The 21638-nt window shown below is 61.8% G+C and carries 18 protein-coding genes; 15 read left to right on the top strand and 3 right to left on the bottom strand.

From position 1 onward, the window contains the following. The first annotated feature begins 118 nt into the window (after positions 1-118). Positions 119-4948 carry an NAD-glutamate dehydrogenase gene (locus tag OB03_RS02920; RefSeq protein WP_461343180.1) on the top strand — a complete coding sequence of 1610 codons (4830 nt, stop codon included), beginning with the start codon at positions 119-121 and terminating at the stop codon, positions 4946-4948. Between the two features lie 140 nt (positions 4949-5088). Further along, complete coding sequence (locus OB03_RS02915; protein ID WP_242912561.1) at positions 5089-5556, top strand: universal stress protein; 468 nt, start codon at positions 5089-5091, stop codon at positions 5554-5556. A 21-nt stretch (positions 5557-5577) separates the two neighbouring features. On the opposite strand, the gene OB03_RS02910 is transcribed toward OB03_RS02915, so the two are convergent. Next, positions 5578-6144 (bottom strand): NifU family protein, encoded by a 567-nt coding sequence (locus OB03_RS02910; RefSeq protein ID WP_461343179.1) that lies wholly within the window; start codon positions 6142-6144, stop codon positions 5578-5580. Positions 6145-6249: 105 nt separating this feature from the next. On the opposite strand from OB03_RS02910, the gene OB03_RS02905 reads away from it, so the two are divergent. The 10 genes from OB03_RS02905 to OB03_RS02860 all read left to right on the top strand — a co-directional run bounded on the left by OB03_RS02905 (position 6250) and on the right by OB03_RS02860 (position 14064). Next, the gene (locus OB03_RS02905; protein WP_461343178.1) at positions 6250-6831 is read left to right on the top strand and encodes a helix-turn-helix domain-containing protein; all 582 of its coding nucleotides are present in this window, start codon (positions 6250-6252) and stop codon (positions 6829-6831) included. Between the two features lie 63 nt (positions 6832-6894). Next, a complete protein-coding gene (locus tag OB03_RS02900) occupies positions 6895-7251 on the top strand; it encodes a helix-turn-helix domain-containing protein (RefSeq protein ID WP_461343177.1) in 357 nt (118 codons plus the stop codon). Positions 7252-7269: 18 nt separating this feature from the next. After that, complete coding sequence (gene tsaB / locus OB03_RS02895; protein WP_461343176.1) at positions 7270-7962, top strand: tRNA (adenosine(37)-N6)-threonylcarbamoyltransferase complex dimerization subunit type 1 TsaB; 693 nt, start codon at positions 7270-7272, stop codon at positions 7960-7962. Next, positions 7962-8372, top strand: a complete 411-nt coding sequence (rimI, locus tag OB03_RS02890; RefSeq protein WP_242912566.1) for a ribosomal protein S18-alanine N-acetyltransferase — start codon at positions 7962-7964, stop codon at positions 8370-8372. Before tsaB ends, rimI begins: the two co-directional genes overlap by 1 nt. A 36-nt stretch (positions 8373-8408) precedes the next feature. Then, positions 8409-8918, top strand: coding sequence for a Fur family transcriptional regulator (locus tag OB03_RS02885; protein WP_461343175.1), 510 nt, complete (start codon positions 8409-8411; stop codon positions 8916-8918). Positions 8919-8996: 78 nt separating this feature from the next. Then, positions 8997-10397: a tRNA (N6-isopentenyl adenosine(37)-C2)-methylthiotransferase MiaB gene (gene miaB / locus OB03_RS02880; RefSeq protein ID WP_461343174.1), complete on the top strand. Its 1401-nt coding sequence runs from the start codon at positions 8997-8999 to the stop codon at positions 10395-10397. 55 nt (positions 10398-10452) lie between these two features. Continuing rightward, positions 10453-11445, top strand: coding sequence for a PhoH family protein (locus OB03_RS02875; RefSeq protein WP_242912569.1), 993 nt, complete (start codon positions 10453-10455; stop codon positions 11443-11445). Beyond that, positions 11445-11894 carry an rRNA maturation RNase YbeY gene (ybeY, locus tag OB03_RS02870; RefSeq protein WP_242912570.1) on the top strand — a complete coding sequence of 150 codons (450 nt, stop codon included), beginning with the start codon at positions 11445-11447 and terminating at the stop codon, positions 11892-11894. Before OB03_RS02875 ends, ybeY begins: the two co-directional genes overlap by 1 nt. Positions 11895-11903: 9 nt before the next feature. Then, positions 11904-13481 carry an apolipoprotein N-acyltransferase gene (lnt, locus tag OB03_RS02865; RefSeq protein ID WP_461343173.1) on the top strand — a complete coding sequence of 526 codons (1578 nt, stop codon included), beginning with the start codon at positions 11904-11906 and terminating at the stop codon, positions 13479-13481. 148 nt (positions 13482-13629) lie between these two features. Then, the gene (locus tag OB03_RS02860) at positions 13630-14064 is read left to right on the top strand and encodes a helix-turn-helix domain-containing protein (protein WP_461343172.1); all 435 of its coding nucleotides are present in this window, start codon (positions 13630-13632) and stop codon (positions 14062-14064) included. A 72-nt stretch (positions 14065-14136) separates the two neighbouring features. On the opposite strand, the gene OB03_RS02855 is transcribed toward OB03_RS02860, so the two are convergent. Next, entirely contained in the window at positions 14137-14670 is a 534-nt protein-coding gene (locus OB03_RS02855) for a carboxymuconolactone decarboxylase family protein (protein WP_242912573.1), read from the bottom strand. A gap of 168 nt (positions 14671-14838) precedes the next feature. Further along, positions 14839-15393, bottom strand: coding sequence for a peroxiredoxin (locus OB03_RS02850; RefSeq protein ID WP_242912574.1), 555 nt, complete (start codon positions 15391-15393; stop codon positions 14839-14841). 312 nt (positions 15394-15705) lie between these two features. Here OB03_RS02850 and katG point away from each other — a divergent pair, with 312 nt between their 5' ends. From katG to acnB, 3 genes are all read left to right on the top strand, one after another. Then, positions 15706-17898: a catalase/peroxidase HPI gene (gene katG / locus OB03_RS02845; protein WP_461343171.1), complete on the top strand. Its 2193-nt coding sequence runs from the start codon at positions 15706-15708 to the stop codon at positions 17896-17898. 91 nt (positions 17899-17989) lie between these two features. Beyond that, positions 17990-18877: a hydrogen peroxide-inducible genes activator gene (locus OB03_RS02840; protein WP_242913092.1), complete on the top strand. Its 888-nt coding sequence runs from the start codon at positions 17990-17992 to the stop codon at positions 18875-18877. Between the two features lie 162 nt (positions 18878-19039). Continuing rightward, positions 19040-21622 (top strand): bifunctional aconitate hydratase 2/2-methylisocitrate dehydratase, encoded by a 2583-nt coding sequence (gene acnB, locus OB03_RS02835; protein ID WP_461343170.1) that lies wholly within the window; start codon positions 19040-19042, stop codon positions 21620-21622. Positions 21623-21638 lie beyond the last annotated feature (16 nt).

Below are 21638 nucleotides of genomic sequence, written 5' to 3'. Positions count from 1 at the left end.
GCAACATTGTGCGGTGCACACTGAATTCTAGGTGTAAAGACCCCTAGGAATAAGCGTTCACGGCGCTAAGGTGCATTTCATCTGGTGGCACACCTGCCCCGTCTGATGAGAAGTCCCCATGTCAGCCGCTTCGCGTTCTGCTCCTGCCGACCTAGCCAATCTGGAGATGCTTGCAAAAGCCTTCTCCGAGGTGGCAGCCGGTCCGCCGGGCATCGCGCAGACCTCCCTGCTGGAGCAGGTGATCGAGGACTATGAAGCGGACGAGACGCCAGAGCTGAACCTCAACGATCTCGCCGTCCTGTTGAACAACGCCTGGACGCAGGCCAGCCAGCGCGCCGCCGGTTCGTCCGCGCTGGTTACCGTCAGTCCGCTGACCGGCAGCGATGGCCGTGCCACCGGCTATGACCAGGTCCTGATCCTCCAGGACGACGCGCCGTTCCTCGTGGACAGCGTTCTGGGCGAACTGGCCGATGCGGGCGTTACGGTTCGCGCCTTCTACCACCCCATCGTCGAAGTCGCCGCTGGCCGTCGCGATTCCATGATCATCCTGATCATTGACCCGCTGCCGCAGGAGCGCCGTGACGTTCTGGGCGAAGGTCTGGCAGCAGCCATGGCCGACGTGCGCGCGGCGGTGGTCGACCACGGCGCGATGATCGAGGCCATGCAGGGGGCCATTGAGCGCCTCGAAAGCGAAGCGGGTTCGGGCCGTGTCGACGCTGCCGTTCTCGACGAGAACATCGCCTTCCTACGCTGGGTCAAGAGCGATCATTTCGTCTTCCTCGGCACCCGCGAATATGAGTTCCCGAGCGAAGCCGACGATCCGATGAGCAAGGCTGCGGGTCTGGGCGTGCTTCGCGACCAGGAGCGCCGCGTGCTGCGCCGCGCCTCGGAACCGGCGGTCCTGACCCATGCCATGAAGCAGCAGGCCGACCAGAGCGAACCGGTAACGGTTGCCAAATCGAACCTCCGCTCGCGCGTACACCGCCGTGCCTACATGGATTACATCGGCGTGAAGCGTTACGACGCCTCGGGCAGTGTGATCGGTGAAACCCGTTTCGTGGGTCTGTTCACCGCTGAAGCCTACGACAAGATGGCCAAGGAAGTGCCGCTGATCCGTCGCAAGGTGGCCAATGCGCTCGAGCGCGCGGGCAAGGCTCAGGGCACCCACAACTACAAGCGCCTCAAGAATATTCTCGAGAACTACCCGCGCGACGAACTTTTCCAGATCTCGGAAGACGAACTGCTGGATACGGCGCTGGGCATTCTGCACCTGTACGACCGCCCGCGTATCCGTTTGTTCAGCCGTCAGGACCCGTTCGACCGCTTCGTCTCGGTTCTGTGCTTCATCCCGCGCGAACGCTTCGATGCCGCCCTGCGCGCCCGCATCGGCGAGATCCTGGCAAAGGCCTGGGGTGGTCGTGTCTCGGCTTGGTATCCGCAACTGTCGGACCAGCCGCTAACCCGCGTGCACTACATCATCGGCGTTACGCCGGGCGACCATCCGACGCCGGACCCCAAGGCACTCGAAGCCGAGATCGCCGAGGCAGGCCGTTCGTGGATCGACCGTTTCGAATCGGCTCTGCGCAGCGCCCACTTCGATGAAGTGGCTGTCGGACCGACCAGTGCGAAATGGGCCGAGGCGTACGGTGCTGGCTATCGGGACCGCTACGACGCCGTCGAAGCTGTCGAGGACCTCAAGCAGATCGACCGTCTGAACGACGGCGCTACTGCTGACGGCATCACCGCCGAGCCGGTGGCGGTGCGCGCCTTCCGGACCGAGGCCGAGACCCCGTTCCAGTTCCGCTTCAAGCTTTATCGCCGTGGCGGCGCGGTGCCTCTTTCGGACGTCCTGCCGATCCTCGCCGATATGGGCCTGAAGACGCTGGAAGAATCCGACCACGTCATGCGCCCGCAAGGCGACGAGCCGATCTACATCCACGACTTCCTGCTGGAAGACCCGCGCGGCGACAAGCTGAGCTTCGGTGAGGTCAAGGCACCGTTCGAAGCCGCCTTCGCCGCGGTCTGGAATGGCCGTACTGAAAGTGACGGCTTCAACCGTCTGGTACTCGAGTTGGGTGTGGACTGGCGCGAAGCGGCCCTGATCCGCACCCTCGCCCGCTATCGCCAGCAGACCGGTCTCGACCCGTCGCAGGCCGTTCAGGAAGCGGCTCTGATCCAGTATCCGGCAGTGGCCCGTGCGATCCTTTCGCTGTTCGCGGCCAAGTTCGATCCGGCCAAGGGCGGCGATGCGGCCTCGCGTGAAGCCGAAGTCGCCCGCATTCAGGCCGAGATCAAGGCGCTGCTACAGGAGGTCTCCAGCCTCGACCACGACCGCGCCCTGCGCCGTTTGGCCGATCTGGTTGGCGCTCTGAAGCGCACTAATTTCTACCAGAACAAGCCGCACATCTCGATCAAGATCGCCCCGCGCGAGATCGAGGACATGCCGCTTCCCAAGCCGTTCCGCGAAATTTTCGTCTGGGCACCGCACGTCGAGGGCGCACACCTGCGCTTTGGCCCCGTGGCCCGTGGCGGTCTGCGCTGGTCGGATCGTCGCGACGACTTCCGCACCGAGGTTCTGGGTCTGGTGAAGGCCCAGCAGGTGAAGAACTCGGTCATCGTGCCTGTTGGCTCCAAGGGCGGCTTCTATCCGAAGCAACTGCCCGTCGGTGGTGACCGCGACGCAACGCAAGCAGAAGCCATCCGCGCCTATAAGACCTTCCTGTCGGGCATGCTCGACATCACCGACAACATCGTCGGCGAAGGCGCTCCGGTACGCCCTGAAAACGTCGTCGCCTGGGAAGGTGACGACCCCTATCTGGTGGTTGCCGCCGACAAGGGCACGGCGACGTTCTCGGACATCGCCAATGGCGTGTCGCAGTCCTATGGCTTCTGGCTGGACGATGCGTTCGCATCGGGCGGCTCTGCTGGCTACGACCACAAGGAAATGGGCATCACCGCTCGCGGCGCATGGGAAGCCGTGAAGCGCCACTTCCGCGAGATGGGCAAGGACATCCAGTCCGAGCCGTTCACTGTGGCTGGCGTGGGTGACATGTCGGGCGACGTGTTCGGCAACGGCATGCTGCTGTCGAAAGCCATCAAACTGGTGGCTGCGTTCGACCACCGTGACATCTTCCTCGATCCGAACCCCGATCCGGCCAAGTCGTGGGAAGAGCGCAATCGTCTGTTCAACACCCCGCGCACCAGCTGGCAGGACTATGACAAGTCGCTGATCTCGGAAGGCGGCGGCGTGTTCCCGCGCAATGCCAAGTCGGTCAACCTGACCCCGCAGATCAAGGAACTGCTGGATATCGACACCGACGTCGTGACCCCGCAGGAGCTTATGCAGGCGATCCTGAAGTCGCGCGTCGAGTTGCTCTACTTCGGCGGCATCGGGACCTACATCAAGGGCGCGGGCGAAACCAACGCCCAGGCCGGTGACAAGGCCAACGACAGCATCCGCATCAACGGCGGCGATGTGCGTGCTGCCGTTGTGGGTGAAGGTGCCAACCTCGGTGCCACTCAGGTCGGTCGTATCGAAGCGGCTCGTGCAGGCGTTCGTCTGAACACCGATGCCATCGACAACTCGGCCGGCGTGGACTCCTCGGACCACGAGGTGAATATCAAGATCCTGACCGGTGGTGCGATCGCCGCGGGTAATCTGAAGGTCGAAGACCGCAACGCGCTTCTGAAGTCGATGACTGAGGAAGTCGGCCTCAAAGTTCTGGCCCACAACTATGACCAGACCCTCGCCGTCAGTCTGCAACAGGCCGAAGGCGTTGCAGCACTGGATGCCCAGCAGCAGTTCATGCACGCGCTGGAAGCCGAGGGTAAGCTGAACCGGGTGGTCGAGTTCCTGCCGGATGATGCCAAGCTGGCCGAGTTGAAGAAGGAAGGCCAAGGCCTCAGCCGTCCGGAACTGGCCGTACTGACCGCCTATGCCAAGCTGGAACTGTCGGACGACATCGTCGCTTCGCAGGCACCGGAAGACCCCTTCTTCGAGGAAAGCCTGATCCGCTACTTCCCCGCTCCGCTGGCGAAGTTCGAGGCGGACATGAAGAACCACCGCCTGCGCCGCGAGATCATCGCAACCGTGCTGGCGAACGAGATCGTGAACATGTGCGGCCCGACCTTCCCGGACCGTCTGCGTGCTGCCGCCGAGTGCGACACCACCTCGATGACGGTAGCGTTCGAGGCCGCCCGTCGCATCTTCCGTCTGGATGAAGCGTGGGATGCCGTCTCGGGACTGGACCTCGAGATTCCCGCAGAGGCGCAGATCGCCCTCTATCAGGAAATCGCTGTGGTGCTGCGTCGCCAGACCTTCTGGCTGGCGCGCCGTGCGGCCCGTCAGGAAACCAGCGTCGGTGGTTTGATCGCCAAATATCGTCCGGCGGCGGATGCCCTGCGTCAGGCTGGCGGCGATGTGCTGTCGCGCTTTGAACAGGGTCGTCTGGAAGAGCGGGTGAAGCGTTTCATCGATCTGGGTGCGCCCGAAGAGCTGGCCCGCACGGTCGCCATGCTGCGTCCGCTGGTCGCCACTGCGGACATCGGCGATCTGGCCGACGAGGCTGGCTGGTCGGCTCCGGCCATGGCACGCCTGTATCACCAAGTGGGGGCCGCCTTCGACTTTGACCGTCTGCGCGCTGCTGCCGGTTCGGTGAAGTCGGGTGATCACTTCGACCGTCTGGCCGTGCGCCGTCTGGTTCAGGACCTCATGACCGAAGAAATGACCCTGACCCGTGCTGTGGCCAAGACCACCAACGAGGGCGTGGGCGAGACCGAGGCCATGGCCGAGGATGCAGTCGATGCATGGATCGGACAGCGCCTGCCGGCAGTTGAAGCGCTTCGCGCTTCAGTGGATGGCATCGAAGCTTCGGGAGCGGGCTGGACCTTCGCCAAGCTGACCATCGCCAATGCGGCGATCCGTGAGGTGATCTCCAGCGAGGCTTAATGCCTTGGCGCAAAAGCTGATCAGGGGCGGTCTGGAAACAGGCCGCCCTTTTTCATGCGCCTAACGAGCGCGTGATAGGACTTGGCTGCGGGGCGGGCTTTGGTTTAGCTGACGGCTCCAGCCACTGGTGGAGAGCCTGTTTGATCCGGAAATTCCTCGTCGTCGTGGACGACACACCTGAAATGAACGCGGCGCTGGGCTATGCCTCGCAACGGGCGCGTTCAACCGGTGGACGGGTGGTTCTGCTTCGGGTGACGCCTGAAGCCACAGACGAGCATTGGTCAGGCGTGCGCGACGAAATCCGTCGCCAGCAACGCGAGGAAGCCGAGCAGCTTTTGGCCCGCCTTAGCGACGTGGTCACCGAGCGTTCCGGCCACCCGCCGATTTTCCTGATCTATGAGGGCGATCCTCTGGCCGCTGTCCGCCGTGCCGCCGCCGAGGATCCGGACATCAAAATCCTGGTACTGGCTTCGGCCACGGGCGGGCGTGGGCCCGGACCACTGGTGTCGGCTGTTGTCAGCAAGGGCGTGGGGGTCGAAGGACGAAAGCTTCCGGTCACCATCGTTCCGGGCGAGATGACCGAAGCGGATATCGCCGACATGGCCTGATGGGCTGCGTCGGCCCTGCCGTCAGATAACCTGTTCGACCTCGGTCACTTCGGGAATGTAGTGGCGCATCATCTGTTCGACGCCCGCTTTCAGCGTAGCCGACGATGACGGGCAGCCCGAGCAGGCTCCGCGCATGCGCAGGCGCAGCACACCGGTCTCATGGTTGAAACTGTCGAACAGGATGTCGCCGCCGTCCTGGGCGACGGCAGGACGGATGCGGCTGTCCAACAGGCCTTTGATTTCGGCGACGATCTCATCGTCCTCGACGTCGGCGTGGCCATCGGCCTCGCTGGCCGCGACGTTCTTGAAGACCGGTGCACCAGAGACGAAGTGGTCCATGATGACCGACAGGATCGGGGCCTTCATGTCATTCCATGCGGGAGCGTGAGTGTGGCGGGTGACCGAAACGAAGTCTGCGCCAAAGAACACGCCATCCACGCCTTCCAGCTCGAACAGGGCTTCCGCCAACGGAGAGGCACTAGCCTCGTCGATGGTACGAAACTCGCGCGAGGCCAGCGGCGATACTTCGCGGCCTGGCAGGAACTTCAGGACGTTCGGATTGGGGGTGGGTTCGGTCTTGATGAACATGATTGCCAGATGCCCCCTCGCCTTGCGATCTGCAAGGGTTAGCAGACTTAATGTTTCACATGAAACCCTCTCGTAACAGCGTCATGGAGATGGCAAGCTGAACCCATGAGTGAACGCGAAGCGGCAATCCAGATTGGTGAGGCACTGGCCACGTTGCGCCGGGAGCGTGGGCTGAGCCAGGCCGAAGCAGGAGCGCGCATCGGCATGACCAGTCAGGGCTGGAGCTTATATGAAGCCGGCCGTCGCGCGGGCATTTTTCGCCCCGACGTACAAAAGCGCTTAACGCAGGCTCTTGATGCAACGCCTGAGGATTTGACCCTTGTGGGTGGCGGCACCCCCGCCCCAGACGGCCCTGTGATCGCGCCCGTCGGCGTATCGTCCAGAACGCGGGATTTTGATCCGGCCCCTTCGGCACCGAAATCCCCGACAATCCGATTCAGGATGGGATCGGACGGCATGGCTCCCTGGGCATTTGCCGACACCATTATCGAATACGACCCGTCTCGCCCACCACGCCAAGGCGGAGGCTGCGTGGTCGAGTTGATGGACGGGCGTAAACTTGTGGGGCTGTTCGCAGAGCAGACCGCCTCGCGGGTGACGGTCAGCGATGCACGGGGAGAAAACGTCACTCTGACGCTTGCAAACGTGCGCCGGATTGCAGCGGTTGTGGCGCGTCACGACGTTTGAAACAAAAACGTTGTAATGCAACCTGAGGTATGTAACGAATATGTTGCAACCTGAGGGATGGCGATGGCGCGGCAAGCTTTGGAAGTGGACATCTGGGTCGGACGGGCTGTCGCGCACCAGCGCCAACAACTGGGTCTTTCCCAATCGGCGCTCGCATCGGCGCTGGGCATCAGCTTTCAGCAGGTCCAGAAATATGAGGCGGGTGCCAACAGGCTGTCGGCGGGACGCCTTTTCCACCTCGCCCAGATACTGAACTGCCCGATTTCATCATTTTTTCCGCCCTCTTTGGCCCAGTCCGAAGTGCCAGCGGCCATATCCCCCGAGGCACGCCAGATGATGATGTCCTTCAGCCGCATTGAGGACCGCGGGGTTCGCCGGTCGATTGGTCGTATTGTGGAGGCGCTAGCCCTGCAGCAGTGACGGCGCTAGGAGGGGACCATGAAACTTATGGTCATCGATACCGCCCTCGGGGCGTGCCTCGCCGGAAGCTATGATGTGGACGGCTCCACCGTGACGCCTCTGGGCGTACGGTCAGAGGAGATGACCAAGGGCCATCAGGAGCGTCTGGGCGGGATGGCGCGTGACGCCGCAGCCGATGCGGGAGGGTTGGCCGGCACATCGCGCATTGGTGTGACGGTGGGCCCTGGCAGCTTTACCGGACTTCGCGTGGGCCTCAGCTTTGCTTTGGGCTTGGGGGCCGCCCTAGATGCCGAGGTCGTCGGCATATCTACGCTGGATGCGCTGTCTGCGTCGGTCGAACCTGAGGGTCGTGTTGTGGCGGCCATCGATGCGCGTCGGGGCCAAGTCTATATGCGGATGTTCCACGACGGGGTGGCCACCACCGAGGCCGAAGCGGTCCCCCTCGAAATCGCGGCACAAAGAATTCTGGCCGAGGGGCCTGTAACCGAAACCGTCATCGTGGGGTCAGGCGGCGAGGTTCTTGCCGCGACCAACCCCGAACTGGCCCGTGCTTCCCTCGTGGCTTTGGCAGCACCCACGGCACAGGCTCTGGCGAGGCTCACCGCATCGTTGGACGCTCAAACCCACCCGCCAAAGCCCCTCTATTTGCGGGCACCGGACGCTACGCCCCCTACCCGTTTGCCGGGTCAGCCACGAGTGGCACCATCCTGATGCATGCGCGCGAACTGGCGGCCATCCATCAAGAAGCTTTCGATGTGCCATGGAGCGAGCAGGCGTTCGCAGAACTTCTGGCCAGCCCCGGTGTTCAACTGGCCGGAGACGAGCGGGGCTTTATCCTGACGCGCACCGTGGCGGGAGAGGCCGAAGTACTGACAGTTGCGGTGCGTCCCGACTTCCGGCGGCAAGGTCTAGGCCACCAATTGATGGCCGAGGCCATCGTTTGCAGTGCAGCGCTGGGGGCTGAACGGATGTTTCTTGAGGTGGCGCAATCTAACGTTGCGGCCATCGCTCTTTACAAGTCTAGAGGCTTTGAACAGGTCGGATTGCGCAAGAACTATTATCAGCGTGCGGACGGTAGTTCTGAACACGCCACGGTGATGGCGCTGAACTTTGCTCAATAGCTTCCATAAACGCCAACTAGGACCTATCCTGTAGCCATGGACCGGATAGAGAAACTTTGCGCCGATCGCGGCATGCGGATGACCGAACAACGTCGCGTGATTGCGCGTGTTTTGTCTAACGCGATGGACCACCCCGATGTCGAGGAACTGTATCGCCGCGCCTCGGCGATCGATCCGCACATCTCGATTGCGACGGTCTATCGTACGGTCCGTCTGTTCGAAGAAGCCGGCGTCGTCGAAAAGCACGACTTCGGTGACGGCCGCAGCCGCTACGAAGAAGCGGGCGACGACCACCACGACCACCTGATCGACACCAAGACCGGTGAAGTTATCGAGTTCTTTGATGCCGAAATCGAGCGTCTGAAGAACGAGATCGCCCGCAAGCTCGGGTTCGAACTGGTCGGCCACAAGCTGGAACTGTACGGCCACGCTATACCGGGTGCCGAGCCGACCGAGCGGGAAGGTCTGATCTTCAAGCGCGAGCGCGATCCTTCTGCGCCCGAGCTACCGCACTCCCCGACGGCCGGTGGCCACCCCCACGATTGATTCCAACTCGACAGGATGCGGGCATGTTGGACATGCCCGTATCTTGCAGACGAGGGCTGGGCGCAGCATAAGCCGCCCATGACCGAAACCCTCGATCCAGCTGTGGCCCAGACTGTGGCCGCCGACGGCGCAGACGCTACCAAACGCCTGTTCATCAAAACCTACGGTTGTCAGATGAATGTCTATGACAGCGAGCGCATGGCCGACGTCCTGCGCCCGTTGGGTTATGCGACCACGGATTCAGCCGAGAGTGCCGACTTCGTCATCTTGAATACCTGTCACATTCGCGAGCGGGCGGCGGAAAAGGTCTATTCCGAACTGGGTAAGCTGCGCGAACTACGGGACAAGCGCGTGGCCAAGGGCGGAAACGGCATGACCATCGCTGTTGCGGGGTGCGTCGCGCAGGCCGAGGGCGAAGAGATCATGCGGCGCCAGCCTGCGGTCGATCTGGTGGTGGGTCCGCAAGCCTATCACCAACTGCCCGAGCTCCTGACCCGCACCGCCCGCAAGCGCGGCGAGCGTATCGGCGCAGACTTCGCCCCGAACGAAAAATTCGACGCCCTGCCGGTCGAACGCGGCATCGAAGGATATGCGGCCTTCCTGACGGTTCAGGAGGGTTGCGACAAATTCTGTACCTTCTGCGTGGTGCCCTATACCCGCGGTGCCGAATGGTCGCGTCCGGTAAAGGCCATTCTCGAAGAAGCCAAGGCGCTGGCCGATCATGGGGTGCGCGAACTGACCCTGCTGGGCCAGAATGTGAACGCCTTTGACGGCGAAGGTCCGGATGGAACGCCCTTTACGCTGGCCAAGCTGGCTTATGCGTTGGCCGAAATCCCGGGCATCGACCGCATCCGCTATACGACCAGCCATCCCAACGACATGTCGGATGACCTGATCGCCGCCCATGCCGACCTCAAGGCATTGATGCCCTATCTGCATCTGCCGGTTCAGGCAGGTTCAGACCGCATCCTGCGCCTGATGAACCGCAAACATGGCCGCCAAAAGTATTTCGAACTGATCGACCGTATCCGCGAGGCGCGCCCCGACATCGCCATGGCCGGCGATTTCATCGTCGCCTTCCCCGGCGAGACCGAGCGCGACTTCGAGGACACGATGGATCTGGTCCGGCGCGTAAACTACGCCGGTGCCTTCTCTTTCATCTATTCGCCGCGCCCCGGAACGCCTGCTGCAACCATGGGCGCACAGGTGCCCGAAGAGGAAGCCAAGGCGCGTCTGAAGGCTCTGCAGACCTTGCTCTTCGAACAACAGACCGCATTTAACCAGTCTCTGACCGGACGCGTTCTTCCGATCCTGTTCGAGAAAAAGGGGCGCCACGGGCATCAGGCCATTGGTCGTTCGCCCTATCTGCAATCCGTCCACGTTGACGATGCCGACCACCTGATGGGTCAAATCGTGGACGTCGAAATCATCAGCGGCCAACAGAACAGTCTTGCGGGCCGACTGATCCAAAAGTCCTAACGCCCGTTTCTACTGGGTTGTAAGACCGGCCCAGAGAACAAGAAGGGAAAACTATATGGCGCGCGAGTCCGAGTTTCTGTCTTTGAGTGACAATGCCTTGCGCGCGGTGGTGGGGCCGGGCAGCCGGCACATGGCCTTGATCGAAGACGCCTTCAGGGTGCTGATCGAGACCCCGGGCGGCGGAGTGTCCATTAATGGCTCTCCACGTGATCGCGCGCAGGCTAAGCGCGTCATTGAAAACCTGTCGACGGCGGCGGATCGTGGGCGCGAGATCACCGAGGCTGACATCCGAGCCGCTGTTGGATCAGCTGTTAAGGCTCCCCGTCCCGGCGAGGGGCGCACGGTGCCCGAAGCGGCGGCACTTCCGGTGGGGCGCCGGGGAGCAATTGCTCCCAAGAACGCCTCCCAGTCGCGCTATGTCGAACTGCTGGGGCGATGTGACCTGATTTTCGGGGTTGGCCCTGCCGGTACGGGCAAGACCTTCCTTGCCGCGGCCTATGGTGCTTCGTTGCTGAAGCGCGGTCAGGTGGATCGTCTGGTCATCACCCGTCCTGCGGTCGAAGCGGGCGAAAAGCTGGGCTTCCTGCCGGGTGATCTGAACGAAAAGGTCGATCCCTATCTCGCTCCGATCTGGGAAGCCTTGAATGATATTCTGGGCGTCGATGATGTGGCCCGCCGACGCGAGAAGGGCGAGATTGAAGCCGCTCCCATCGCCTTCATGCGCGGGCGAACCCTGAGCCACGCCTTCGTCATTGTCGACGAGGCGCAGAACACCTCTCGCATGCAGATGAAGATGGTGCTGACCCGTCTGGGCGAAGGTGCCCGCATGGTTGTGACGGGCGACCCCAGCCAGATCGACCTGATGAATCCGCGTGATAGCGGTCTGGCCCACGCGCTTCGCATTTTGCGCGACGTTGAAGGTGTTGGCGTGCACCAGTTCAAATCGGAGGATGTGGTGCGTCACCCGATGGTCGAACGCATCGTTCGCGCCTATGACACGGATGCGGCGCGTAGCCGCCCGTTCAACGAGTTGGAATCCGAAGACTGATGATCGAAATCGAGCTGGAGGCGGAAGGCTGGAAATCGGCCATCGCCGACGTCGAAGCTGTCGTGGAGCGCGCGGCGATAGCCGCTCTGGGTTCCGTCGAGGGGGATGTCGTTATCCTTCTGGCCGACGATGCGACGGTTCAGGACCTGAACGCTCGCTTTCGCCAGAAGGACCGGCCGACGAATGTTTTGTCGTTTCCGGCTGCGGAATCCGCCTTCCCCCATCTGGGTGATGTGATCCTCGGATACGATTATTGCGCGGCGGAGGCTGTGGCCCAGTCCAAAACCCTGGCCGATCATCTGAGCCATCTCGTGGTGCACGGAGTGTTGCACCTGCTGGGCTACGATCATGTCGAAGATGACGAAGCCGAAGAAATGGAAGGCGAGGAACGTGTAATCCTTGCCGGACTTGGGATCGCCGATCCCTATGCCGCCGATCACCAGTCATAAGGGCAAATAATGTCGCGGATCACTAACGGCCTTTGGGATCGGGGTTGGGTCCGCATCCTGTGTGCTTTGGCGGCAGGCTTGGCTGCTGCGCTGGTTCATCCCCCTTTCGGGATTATTCCGGGTCTGTTGGCCTATCCGGCGCTCATAATCCTGACCGAACGCTCGGCGCGGTTGCGCGGCGGGTTTGCCATGGGATGGTGGTTTGGCTTTGGCTATTTCCTGTTGGGATGCTGGTGGGTGGCCGAGGCCTTTTTCGTCAATCCTGCGCAGGCGTGGATGGCACCTATCGCAGTTTGCCTGTTACCAGCCGGTATCGGCCTTTTTACCGGCGTGGCGACCCTGCTTTACCGCCTGATCAAGCCCAGCGGGGTCTGGCGTTTCCTGGCCTTCACCCTCGCCTTCTCGGGGCTTGAGTGGGTGCGAGGCCATGTTCTGACGGGCTTCCCATGGAATCCCGTTGGATCGAGCTGGCTGGCCGGATCGGCCATGTCCCAGATGGCGTCGGTGGTTGGCGTCTATGGTTTGGGCCTATTGACGCTCCTGGGCGTGAGTGCGCTCGGCCCCGTTATGACGGCATGGAGCCAGCGTAGGGCCCAGGGCGTCGCCCTTGGCGGTCTTGCCTTGCTGGCGGGCATGTGGGGCTTTGGCGCGGCGCGTCTTTCCAGCGAAGAGGTTACGCCCTCCCCTGTTCTGGCCCGCATCGTCCAGGCGGACGTGTCCCAGCAAAGCAAATGGTCTGCTGACGCGTACGAGCAGATCCTGCATCGCTATCTGTCATTGACGTCTCAACCGTCCGAGCGTGTCCCCGACGTCGTGATCTGGCCGGAGAGCGCCCTGCCCGATCTGGCCAATAATATTTTCGCTGGTCCCGATGCCGCGCGTATTGCGGGCTCTCTGCGCCAAGGCCAGACCCTGCTGGCCGGTCTTAGCCGCGCCGAGCGGCAGGCCAATGGTAAGGTCGTCTATTTCAACTCTCTTATCGAGTTGAACAGTCTGGGGGCTGGCGGCATGCAGATCGGCCAGACCTATGACAAATATCGTCTGGTGCCTTTCGGCGAATACCTGCCCTTGGGCGATTTGATGGGCCAGGTGGGGCTTCGCCGGATCGTGCAGATGCCGGAAGACCTTTCGGCGGGGCCGGTCCCTCAGCCGATGTCTTTGGCGCGGCTGCCCAGGGTGCAGGCGCTGATTTGCTATGAAGGTCTGTTCCCCGGCTTCACAGATGGCACGCCGCAGGGGCGCCCGCAGTGGATCGTGAACGTTTCCAATGATGCCTGGTTCGGCCAGACATCTGGTCCGGTCCAGCACCTGAATATGGCCTCCTATCGGGCCATCGAGACGGGCTTGCCGCTGGCCCGCGCCACCCCGACGGGCATTAGCGCCATGATCGATCCGCTGGGTCGCATTGTAGACGGGAGCCGCATTGGACACGGACAGGCGCGCGCGGTAGATGTCTTTATCCCAACACCTCTTGCGGTTACGCTCTTCGGACGTTTCGGTCACTTACCGTATGCTCTCGGAATGTTGCTGCTAGGTGTAGGGGTAGCTCTGACCGCGTATCGGCGTATTGTAAGTTATCGACGATAAACTACGCGAGTAGGCGTAGTTCGTTCGCGTATTGCTTGCGCCAAGGCTGAAAAACGTCGCGGTTAGGGCAAAAAAGTCAATTTTAGGGTGACTTTAGTCGCAAGGCACCTCATGGGTTCAGCCTTCACAGTATTGAGAGAGTTGCTGCATGGTCAGAGGCGCGGGGGAGAACGGGCCGCATCCGGTAGACCGCCATGTTGGGCGTAAGGTTTGCGAGAAGCGGATCGCTCTGGGATACAACCAAAGTGACTTGGGTCGTGCTTTGGGACTGACGTTCCAGCAGATTCAAAAGTATGAGAAGGGTGCCAACCGAGTATCGGCGTCTAAGCTCTGGGATATTGCACGCTTCTTTGGCGTGGATGTCAGCTATTTCTTCGACGGTCTTAGCGCTCGTCCGGGCATGGCGGAAGAAGGTGGTGACGCCTTTGTTCACGACTTCCCGATGACCCGTCAAAGCATCGAGATCGGCCAGTTGGCTCCGCGTCTGAACGCTCGCCAGCAAAAGCTGGTTCTCGAGATGATGCGCGAAATGGTGGCCAGCAGCGACGCGACCGAGCAAGCCCAGCAAGCCGCACGCGGCTGATTGGTACGAAGTCATGAAAAAGGGGTCGGTGCCTTGGCACCGACCCCTTTTCCTATGCGGCAAAGGCCGAAGTTATTCTGCGACAGCCGAGGCCGAGGCGATAACGCGGCTGGCGGCGTGAACGACTGCGCCGATGCGCAGGGTGGCTTGAACCTGAACGTTCGACACGCCGTGCTTGCGCAGTTCGCCCTCGTGGGCGTCGAGGCAACCGCCGCAGCCGTTGATGGCCGACACAGCCGTAGCGAACATTTCAAAGTCGATCTTGTCGATGCCCGGATTGGCCAGACCGTTCATGCGCAGCTTGGCCGGCAGGGTGGTGTACTCATGGTTCTTCATGAGGTGCAAGGCGCGGTAATAGATGTTGTTCATGCCCATGATGGCCGCCGCGGTCTTTGCAGCGCTCAGAGCTTCGGGCGAAAGGATTGTGGCGGCCTGAGCCTCGATCAGCTTCACCACTTGCGGCACGCCGATGGCGTGTGCCGAAGCGACAAAGCAACCCCACTTCTGCTGGTCGTTGAGAACAGTCTCGTTCACCAGCGAAGACAGGTTCAGCGAGATGTCCTTGGCATAGGACGGGATCAGGTCGCGCAGGGCGTCGATAGACATAGGATAGTCTCCGCTTCAGGTGGGTCCGTCGCGCCATCGCGCGCCAGATCGAGATTTAATGCCCGGTGGGCAGTGAAAAGGCGGCAACGGTCACCCGCCGCCGCCTTTCCGGAAGTCACCGGATCGGATCCGGTCGTGCGATCTGCGTGATCGCGCTATTCCTCTGGCTTAGGCAGCCAGGGTTTCGCCGCCAACCGGACGGTTGCAAGCGCACAGTTCGTCGGTCTGCAGAGCGTCGACGACGCGCAGGGTGTCTTCCGGCGAACGGCCAACGTTCAGGTTAGTGACGTAGACGTGCTGGACGACGTTGTGCGGGTCGACAACGAAGGTTGCGCGCAGAGCCACGCCGTTTTCTTCGTCCAGGATACCCAGTTCGCGAGCGAACTTGCCACCGCAGTCAGCGAACTGCCAGATCGGGAGCTTGTCCAGATCGGCGTGGTCGCGGCGCCATGCCAGCTTGGTGAACTCGTTGTCGGTCGAACCGCCCAGAACCACAGTGTCGCGGTCTTCGAATTCCTTGCCGAGCTTGGCAAAGGCAGCGATTTCGGTCGGGCAAACGAAGGTGAAGTCCTTCGGGTAGAAGAAGATGACCTTCCACTTACCTTCGAACGAGTCTTGGTTCAGGGTTTCGAAAGCAGAGACGCCGTTTTCTTCGTGGCTGTTGAAGCCCGGCTTCACGCCAGTGATTTTGAACTCAGGCAGTTTTTGACCGACGCCCAGCATGGGAATCTCCGATGTAAAATGTGTGTGACCAGTGCGCAGCGCCCGAAGGCGTGCAAACACATACAGGGTGATCGCCTTTCGCAGACGCGAAGTCAAATCGATGATTTTGCGAATTACTATAACATGCTTTTATATCAAGCTTATTTCGCGCTTAAGATGTATTTCGAGCGGCGATACGCTGCCAATTTTGCATACCGGCGTTCGCAACTGCGAATGCATGTATAAGTTTTCTGTTTAATCAAAACCAATTTAATCGATTTTCTTTTAAAAACTGCTTCGCCTACCGTCCAGCTCGAACCTGAGGAGGAACACATGGACGGTAATCAAGGCCGATGCCCCGTGCACGGTGCCAATAGCCCGCGTACGCTAACGGGCCGCACCAATCGTGACTGGTGGCCGAACCAGCTTTCGCTGGACATTTTGGGTCAACACAGCAGCAAGGTTGACCCGAACGACCCCGATTTTGACTATGCTGAAGCTTTCAAGGCGCTGGACCTAGAGGCCGTTAAGGCTGACCTGAAGGCCCTGATGACCGATAGTCAGGACTGGTGGCCGGCGGACTATGGCCACTATGGTCCCTTCTTTATCCGTATGGCTTGGCACTCGGCTGGATCGTACCGCACGGGCGATGGTCGCGGTGGGGCCAACACGGGTCAGCAGCGCTTCGCTCCGCTGAACTCGTGGCCTGATAACGCCAACCTCGACAAGGCCCGCCGCCTTCTGTGGCCGATCAAGCAGAAGTACGGCAAGAGCCTGTCGTGGGCCGACCTAATGATCCTCGCCGGCAATATGGCGATCGAGTCCATGGGCGGCCCGATCTTCGGGTTCGGCGGTGGCCGCGCGGATACGTGGGAGCCTGCTCGCGACGTCTATTGGGGTGCCGAGGGCGAATGGCTGGGCCAGACCCGTATCGACGCGGATAAAGGTCTGGAACTGGAGCGTCCGCTGGCCGCCATCCAGATGGGTCTTATCTATGTGAACCCTGAAGGCCCGGGTGGCGTGGCCGACCCTCTGCTTTCGGCCCGCGATATCCGCGAGACGTTTGGCCGCATGGGTATGACCGACGAGGAAACAGTCGCCCTGACAGCAGGCGGTCACACCTTCGGTAAGTCGCACGGCAATGGCGACGCATCGCTGGTAGGTGCTGATCCCGAAGGTGCCGACATTACGGCTCAGGGTCTTGGCTGGCTGTCCAAACACGGCACCGGCAAGGGCGACGACACCATTACCTCGGGTATCGAGGGCGCATGGACGCCGACGCCGCGCACGTGGGACGACACCTTCTTCCACATGCTGCTGGATTATGACTACGAGCTGGTCCGCAGCCCAGCCGGTGCCCAACAGTGGCAACCCGTCAACGTGGCCGAGCAGGATCTTGCCCCGCAGGCGCACGACCCATCGAAGCGCGTCCCGACCATGATGACGACGGCCGACATGGCGTTCAAAGTCGATCCGGGCTTCCGCGCGATTTCGGAGAAGTTCCGCAACGATCAGGCCGCGTTCGAGGATGCCTTCGCACGCGCCTGGTTCAAGCTGACCCACCGCGATATGGGGCCTAAAGCCCGCTACCTCGGACACGACGTTCCCGCAGAAGACCTGATCTGGCAGGATCCGATCCCGGCCCCGACTGGTGCGGTCATCGATGCAGGCGACATCGCTTCGCTGAAGCAACAGATCTCAGCCTCGGGTCTGAGCGTTTCGGAACTGGTCTCGGTGGCTTGGGCATCGGCCTCGACCTACCGCGGCTCCGACTACCGTGGCGGTGCCAATGGTGCGCGCATCCGTCTGGAGCCGCAGCGTAGCTGGGACGTCAACGAACCGGCCAAACTAGCCAGGGTTCTGGCTGTCTATGAAGGCATCAAGACTGCGTTTGACGGCGTAAAAACCGTTTCGATCGCAGACCTGATCGTTCTGGGTGGTACGGTCGGTATCGAACTGGCGGCTAAGGCTGCAGGCTTCAGCATCCAGGTGCCGTTCACACCTGGCCGCACCGACGCCACCCAGGAGCAGACCGACGTCGACGGCTTTGCGGTCATGGAGCCGAAAGCCGACGGCTTCCGGAACTATCAGCCGCAGTTGTTCAACATATCGCCGGAAGAACTGCTGGTGGACCGAGCGCAGCTGCTGGGCCTGACGGCACCGCAAATGACCGCTCTGGTGGGTGGTCTGCGCGTTCTGGGTGCAAACTATGCGGGCTCCAAGGCCGGCGTGTTCACCAGCCGCGAGGGACAACTGACGAACGACTTCTTCGTCAACATCCTGGACATGGGGATCGTCTGGAACTCTCCGGAGGGCCAGCCGAACACCTTCATCGGTACCTCGCGCCATACGGGCGAAACCGTCTGGACCGGCACTCGCGCCGATCTGGTGTTCGGTTCCAACTCGGTGCTGCGCGCACTGTGTGAAGTCTACGCCGAGGCTGGCGGCAGCGAGAAGTTCGTCCGTGACTTCGTCGCCGCCTGGACCCAGGTGATGAATGCCGACCGCTTCGATCTGAAGCGTTAAGGCCAGAGGGGGTGCTCCTGACCAGTGGGCACCCCTTCTTTTTCTAACTGCGAACTTTGAAGTGAAGCCGATGATCCCTAATGTCGGCTCCATGCTTCCCACCTTACGACAACTCCAGTACCTCAAGCTCCTTGCCGAGCATGGTTCCTTCAGCCGCGCGGCTGATGCAGCTCACGTGAGCCAGCCCGCTTTGTCGTCCGGTGTTCAGGAGCTGGAGCGTATTCTTGGAGCACCTGTCGTGGAGCGCACCCGCGGTGCTGTACTTCTGACCGCTGTGGGAGCCGAGGCCGTCCGGCGCGCCGAAGACGTCTTGGCCCGCACCGAGGATTTGGTCGAGGCCGCCCGCAACGCAGGCAAACCCCTGTCCGGCCGTTTCCGTCTGGGCATCATCCCCACGGTGGCCCCTTATCTTCTGCCGCAAAAGCTGGTGACCCTGCGGGACCGCTATCCGGCACTGAAACTGTTTATCCGAGAGGATTTGACCCCGCGTCTGATCGCGGGCCTGAAATCGGGTCAGCTCGACGCCGCGGTGATCGCCCTGCCCTATGATGCGCCGGGCATTGACCACGCGCACATTGCCGATGACGAGATCGTTGTCGCAGCTCCGGTCAACCACCCGCTGGCGGGAACCGGTCCCATCCCGCAAGGCGCGTTGAAGTCCGAAGATCTTATTCTTCTGGAGGATGGTCACTGCCTGCGTGATCAGGCCTTGGCGGCAGTGAAGATCGAGGCCCCCAAGGGCGAGGATGTTTTCGCCGCCACGACCTTGCCGACCCTTGTCCAGATGGTCTCTTCCGGACTGGGCGTCAGCTTCCTTCCGCAGATGGCGGTAAATGCGGGCCTGGCCGATAATCCGGGGGTCGTTGTGCGTCCGCTCTCGGAGGATGGACCGCACCGCGAAATCGTTGTCGCATGGCGATCAGGTTCCAGCCGCGCTGCCGAGGCGCGTCTTCTTGCCGAGGCACTGAAGATCGACTGATCGGCGCATCATCGCGCTATCGGCTCTGCCTGTACGACGTACATCGAATACCCATCCGGCGGGCTTCTATTGCGACCCTATTCTTTATGTGGGAAAGGCCTCGCATAAATATTTTGGCGGCCTTTTGCGAGGCTGTCGGGGATACCACACACAGGTCAACGCATGCTGCAACACTATCGCGAACACGTTGCCGAACGTGCGGCTCTGGGCATTCCGCCCCTGCCGCTATCGGCCCAGCAAACTGCTGAACTGATCGAGCTGATCAAGGCTCCGACCGCAGAGGCTTCTTCGGAAGAACTGTTGGAGCTGCTGGCCCATCGTGTGCCGCCGGGCGTTGACGACGCCGCCAAGGTCAAGGCCTCCTTCCTGTCGGCTGTGGCCCACGGCGATTTCGAAGTGCCGGGCCTGTCGCGCGAATACGCAACCCAGCTGCTGGGCACCATGGTCGGTGGCTATAACGTCAAGCCGCTGATCGACCTGCTGCCGGACGCTGTTGTCGGCACGGTCGCTGCCGAGGGTCTGAAAAAGACCCTGCTGATGTTCGACTTTTTCCACGACGTCGCCGGTCTGGCCAAGGCTGGCAACGCCAACGCCCAAGCCGTCCTGAAGTCGTGGGCCGACGCCGAATGGTTCACCTCGCGCGACAAGGTTGCCGAGAAGATCACCGTCACCGTCTTCAAGGTGACCGGCGAAACCAACACCGACGACCTGTCGCCGGCGCCGGATGCATGGTCGCGTCCGGATATCCCGCTGCACTACCTCGCCATGCTGAAGAACGCGCGCCCGGGCATCACGCCTGAGCAAGACGGCGTTCGCGGCCCGATGCAGTTCATCGAAGACCTGAAGGCCAAGGGCCACCTCGTCGCCTACGTCGGTGACGTTGTCGGCACCGGCTCGTCGCGTAAGTCGGCCACCAACTCGGTGATCTGGGCAACCGGCCAAGATATCCCGTTCGTGCCGAACAAGCGTTTCGGCGGCGTGACCCTCGGCGGCAAGATCGCTCCGATCTTCTTCAACACCCAGGAAGACTCCGGCGCCCTGCCGATCGAAGTCGACGTGTCGAACCTGAACATGGGCGATGTCATCGACATCTACCCGTACGAAGGTAAGATCGTGAAGGACGGCGAGACCGTCGCCACCTTCGAGCTGAAGTCGCAGGTCCTGCTGGACGAAGTCCAAGCCGGTGGCCGTATCAACCTGATCATCGGCCGTTCGCTGACCGCCCGCGCCCGTGAGGCTCTGGGTCTGGCTCCGTCGACCGAATTCCGTCTGCCGGTCGTTCCGGGTGACACCGGCAAGGGCTACACCCTCGCCCAGAAGATGGTCGGTCGCGCCTGCGGCCTGCCGGGAGGCCAAGGCATCCGGCCGGGTACCTATTGCGAACCGCGCATGACCACGGTCGGCTCGCAAGACACCACGGGCCCGATGACCCGCGACGAGCTGAAAGACCTCGCCTGCCTCGGCTTCTCGGCCGACATGGTGATGCAGTCCTTCTGCCACACCGCCGCCTATCCGAAGCCGGTTGACGTCAAGACGCACCGCGAACTGCCGGAGTTCATCTCGAACCGCGGCGGCGTGGCTCTGCGTCCGGGCGACGGCGTTATCCACTCGTGGCTGAACCGCCTGCTGCTGCCGGACACCGTCGGCACCGGTGGTGACAGCCACACCCGCTTCCCGATCGGCATCTCCTTCCCGGCTGGCTCGGGTCTGGTCGCCTTCGGTGCAGCCACCGGCGTCATGCCGCTGGACATGCCGGAGTCGATCCTCGTGCGCTTCAAGGGCGAAATGCAGCCGGGTATCACCCTGCGCGACCTCGTCCACGCCATCCCGTACTACGCCATCAAGCAAGGTCTGTTGACCGTCGCCAAGGCTGGCAAGATCAACGCCTTCTCGGGCCGCATCCTCGAGATTGAAGGCCTGCCGAACCTGAAGGTCGAGCAAGCCTTCGAGCTGACCGACGCCTCGGCTGAGCGTTCGGCTGCGGGTTGCACCGTCAAGCTGAACAAAGAGCCGATCATCGAGTACATGACCTCGAACATCGTGCTCATGAAGAACATGATCGCCGACGGCTATCAGGATGCCCGCACCCTGCAGCGCCGTATCGACGCCATGGAAGCCTGGCTGGCCAACCCGAACCTGCTCGAAGCCGATGCCGATGCCGAATATGCGCACGTCATCGAAATCGATCTGGCCGAGATCAAGGAGCCGATCCTGTGCGCTCCGAACGATCCGGACGATGCCCGCCTGCTGTCGGAAGTGCAGAATACCCAGATCGATGAAGTCTTCATCGGTTCGTGCATGACCAACATCGGCCACTTCCGCGCCGCCTCGCTGCTGCTGAAGGGCAAGAAGGACATCCCGACCCGTCTGTGGGTTGCTCCGCCGACCAAGATGGACGCCTCGGAACTGACCAAGGAAGGTCACTACTCGACCCTCGGCGGTGCCGGTGCCCGTATGGAAATGCCGGGCTGCTCGCTGTGCATGGGTAACCAGGCACAGGTGAAGGAAGGCGCGACCGTGGTTTCGACCTCGACCCGCAACTTCCCGAACCGTCTGGGCAAGGGCTCGAACGTCTTCCTGTCGTCGGCCGAACTGGCTGCCGTGGCCTCCAAGCTGGGCCGCCTGCCGACCGTGGCCGAGTACATGGCCGAAATCGGCGTCATCAACGAGAACGCTGACGAAGTGTACCGCTACATGAACTTCGACAAGATCGAAGAATATGCAGACCGCGTCGCGGCTGAGTAAGCCGTAGCCTCAACGG

Source organism: Brevundimonas sp. GN22 (assembly GCF_054824005.1).
The sequence above is the reverse complement of the archived record's forward strand: the minus strand, read 5'-3'. Positions and strand labels throughout refer to the sequence as shown.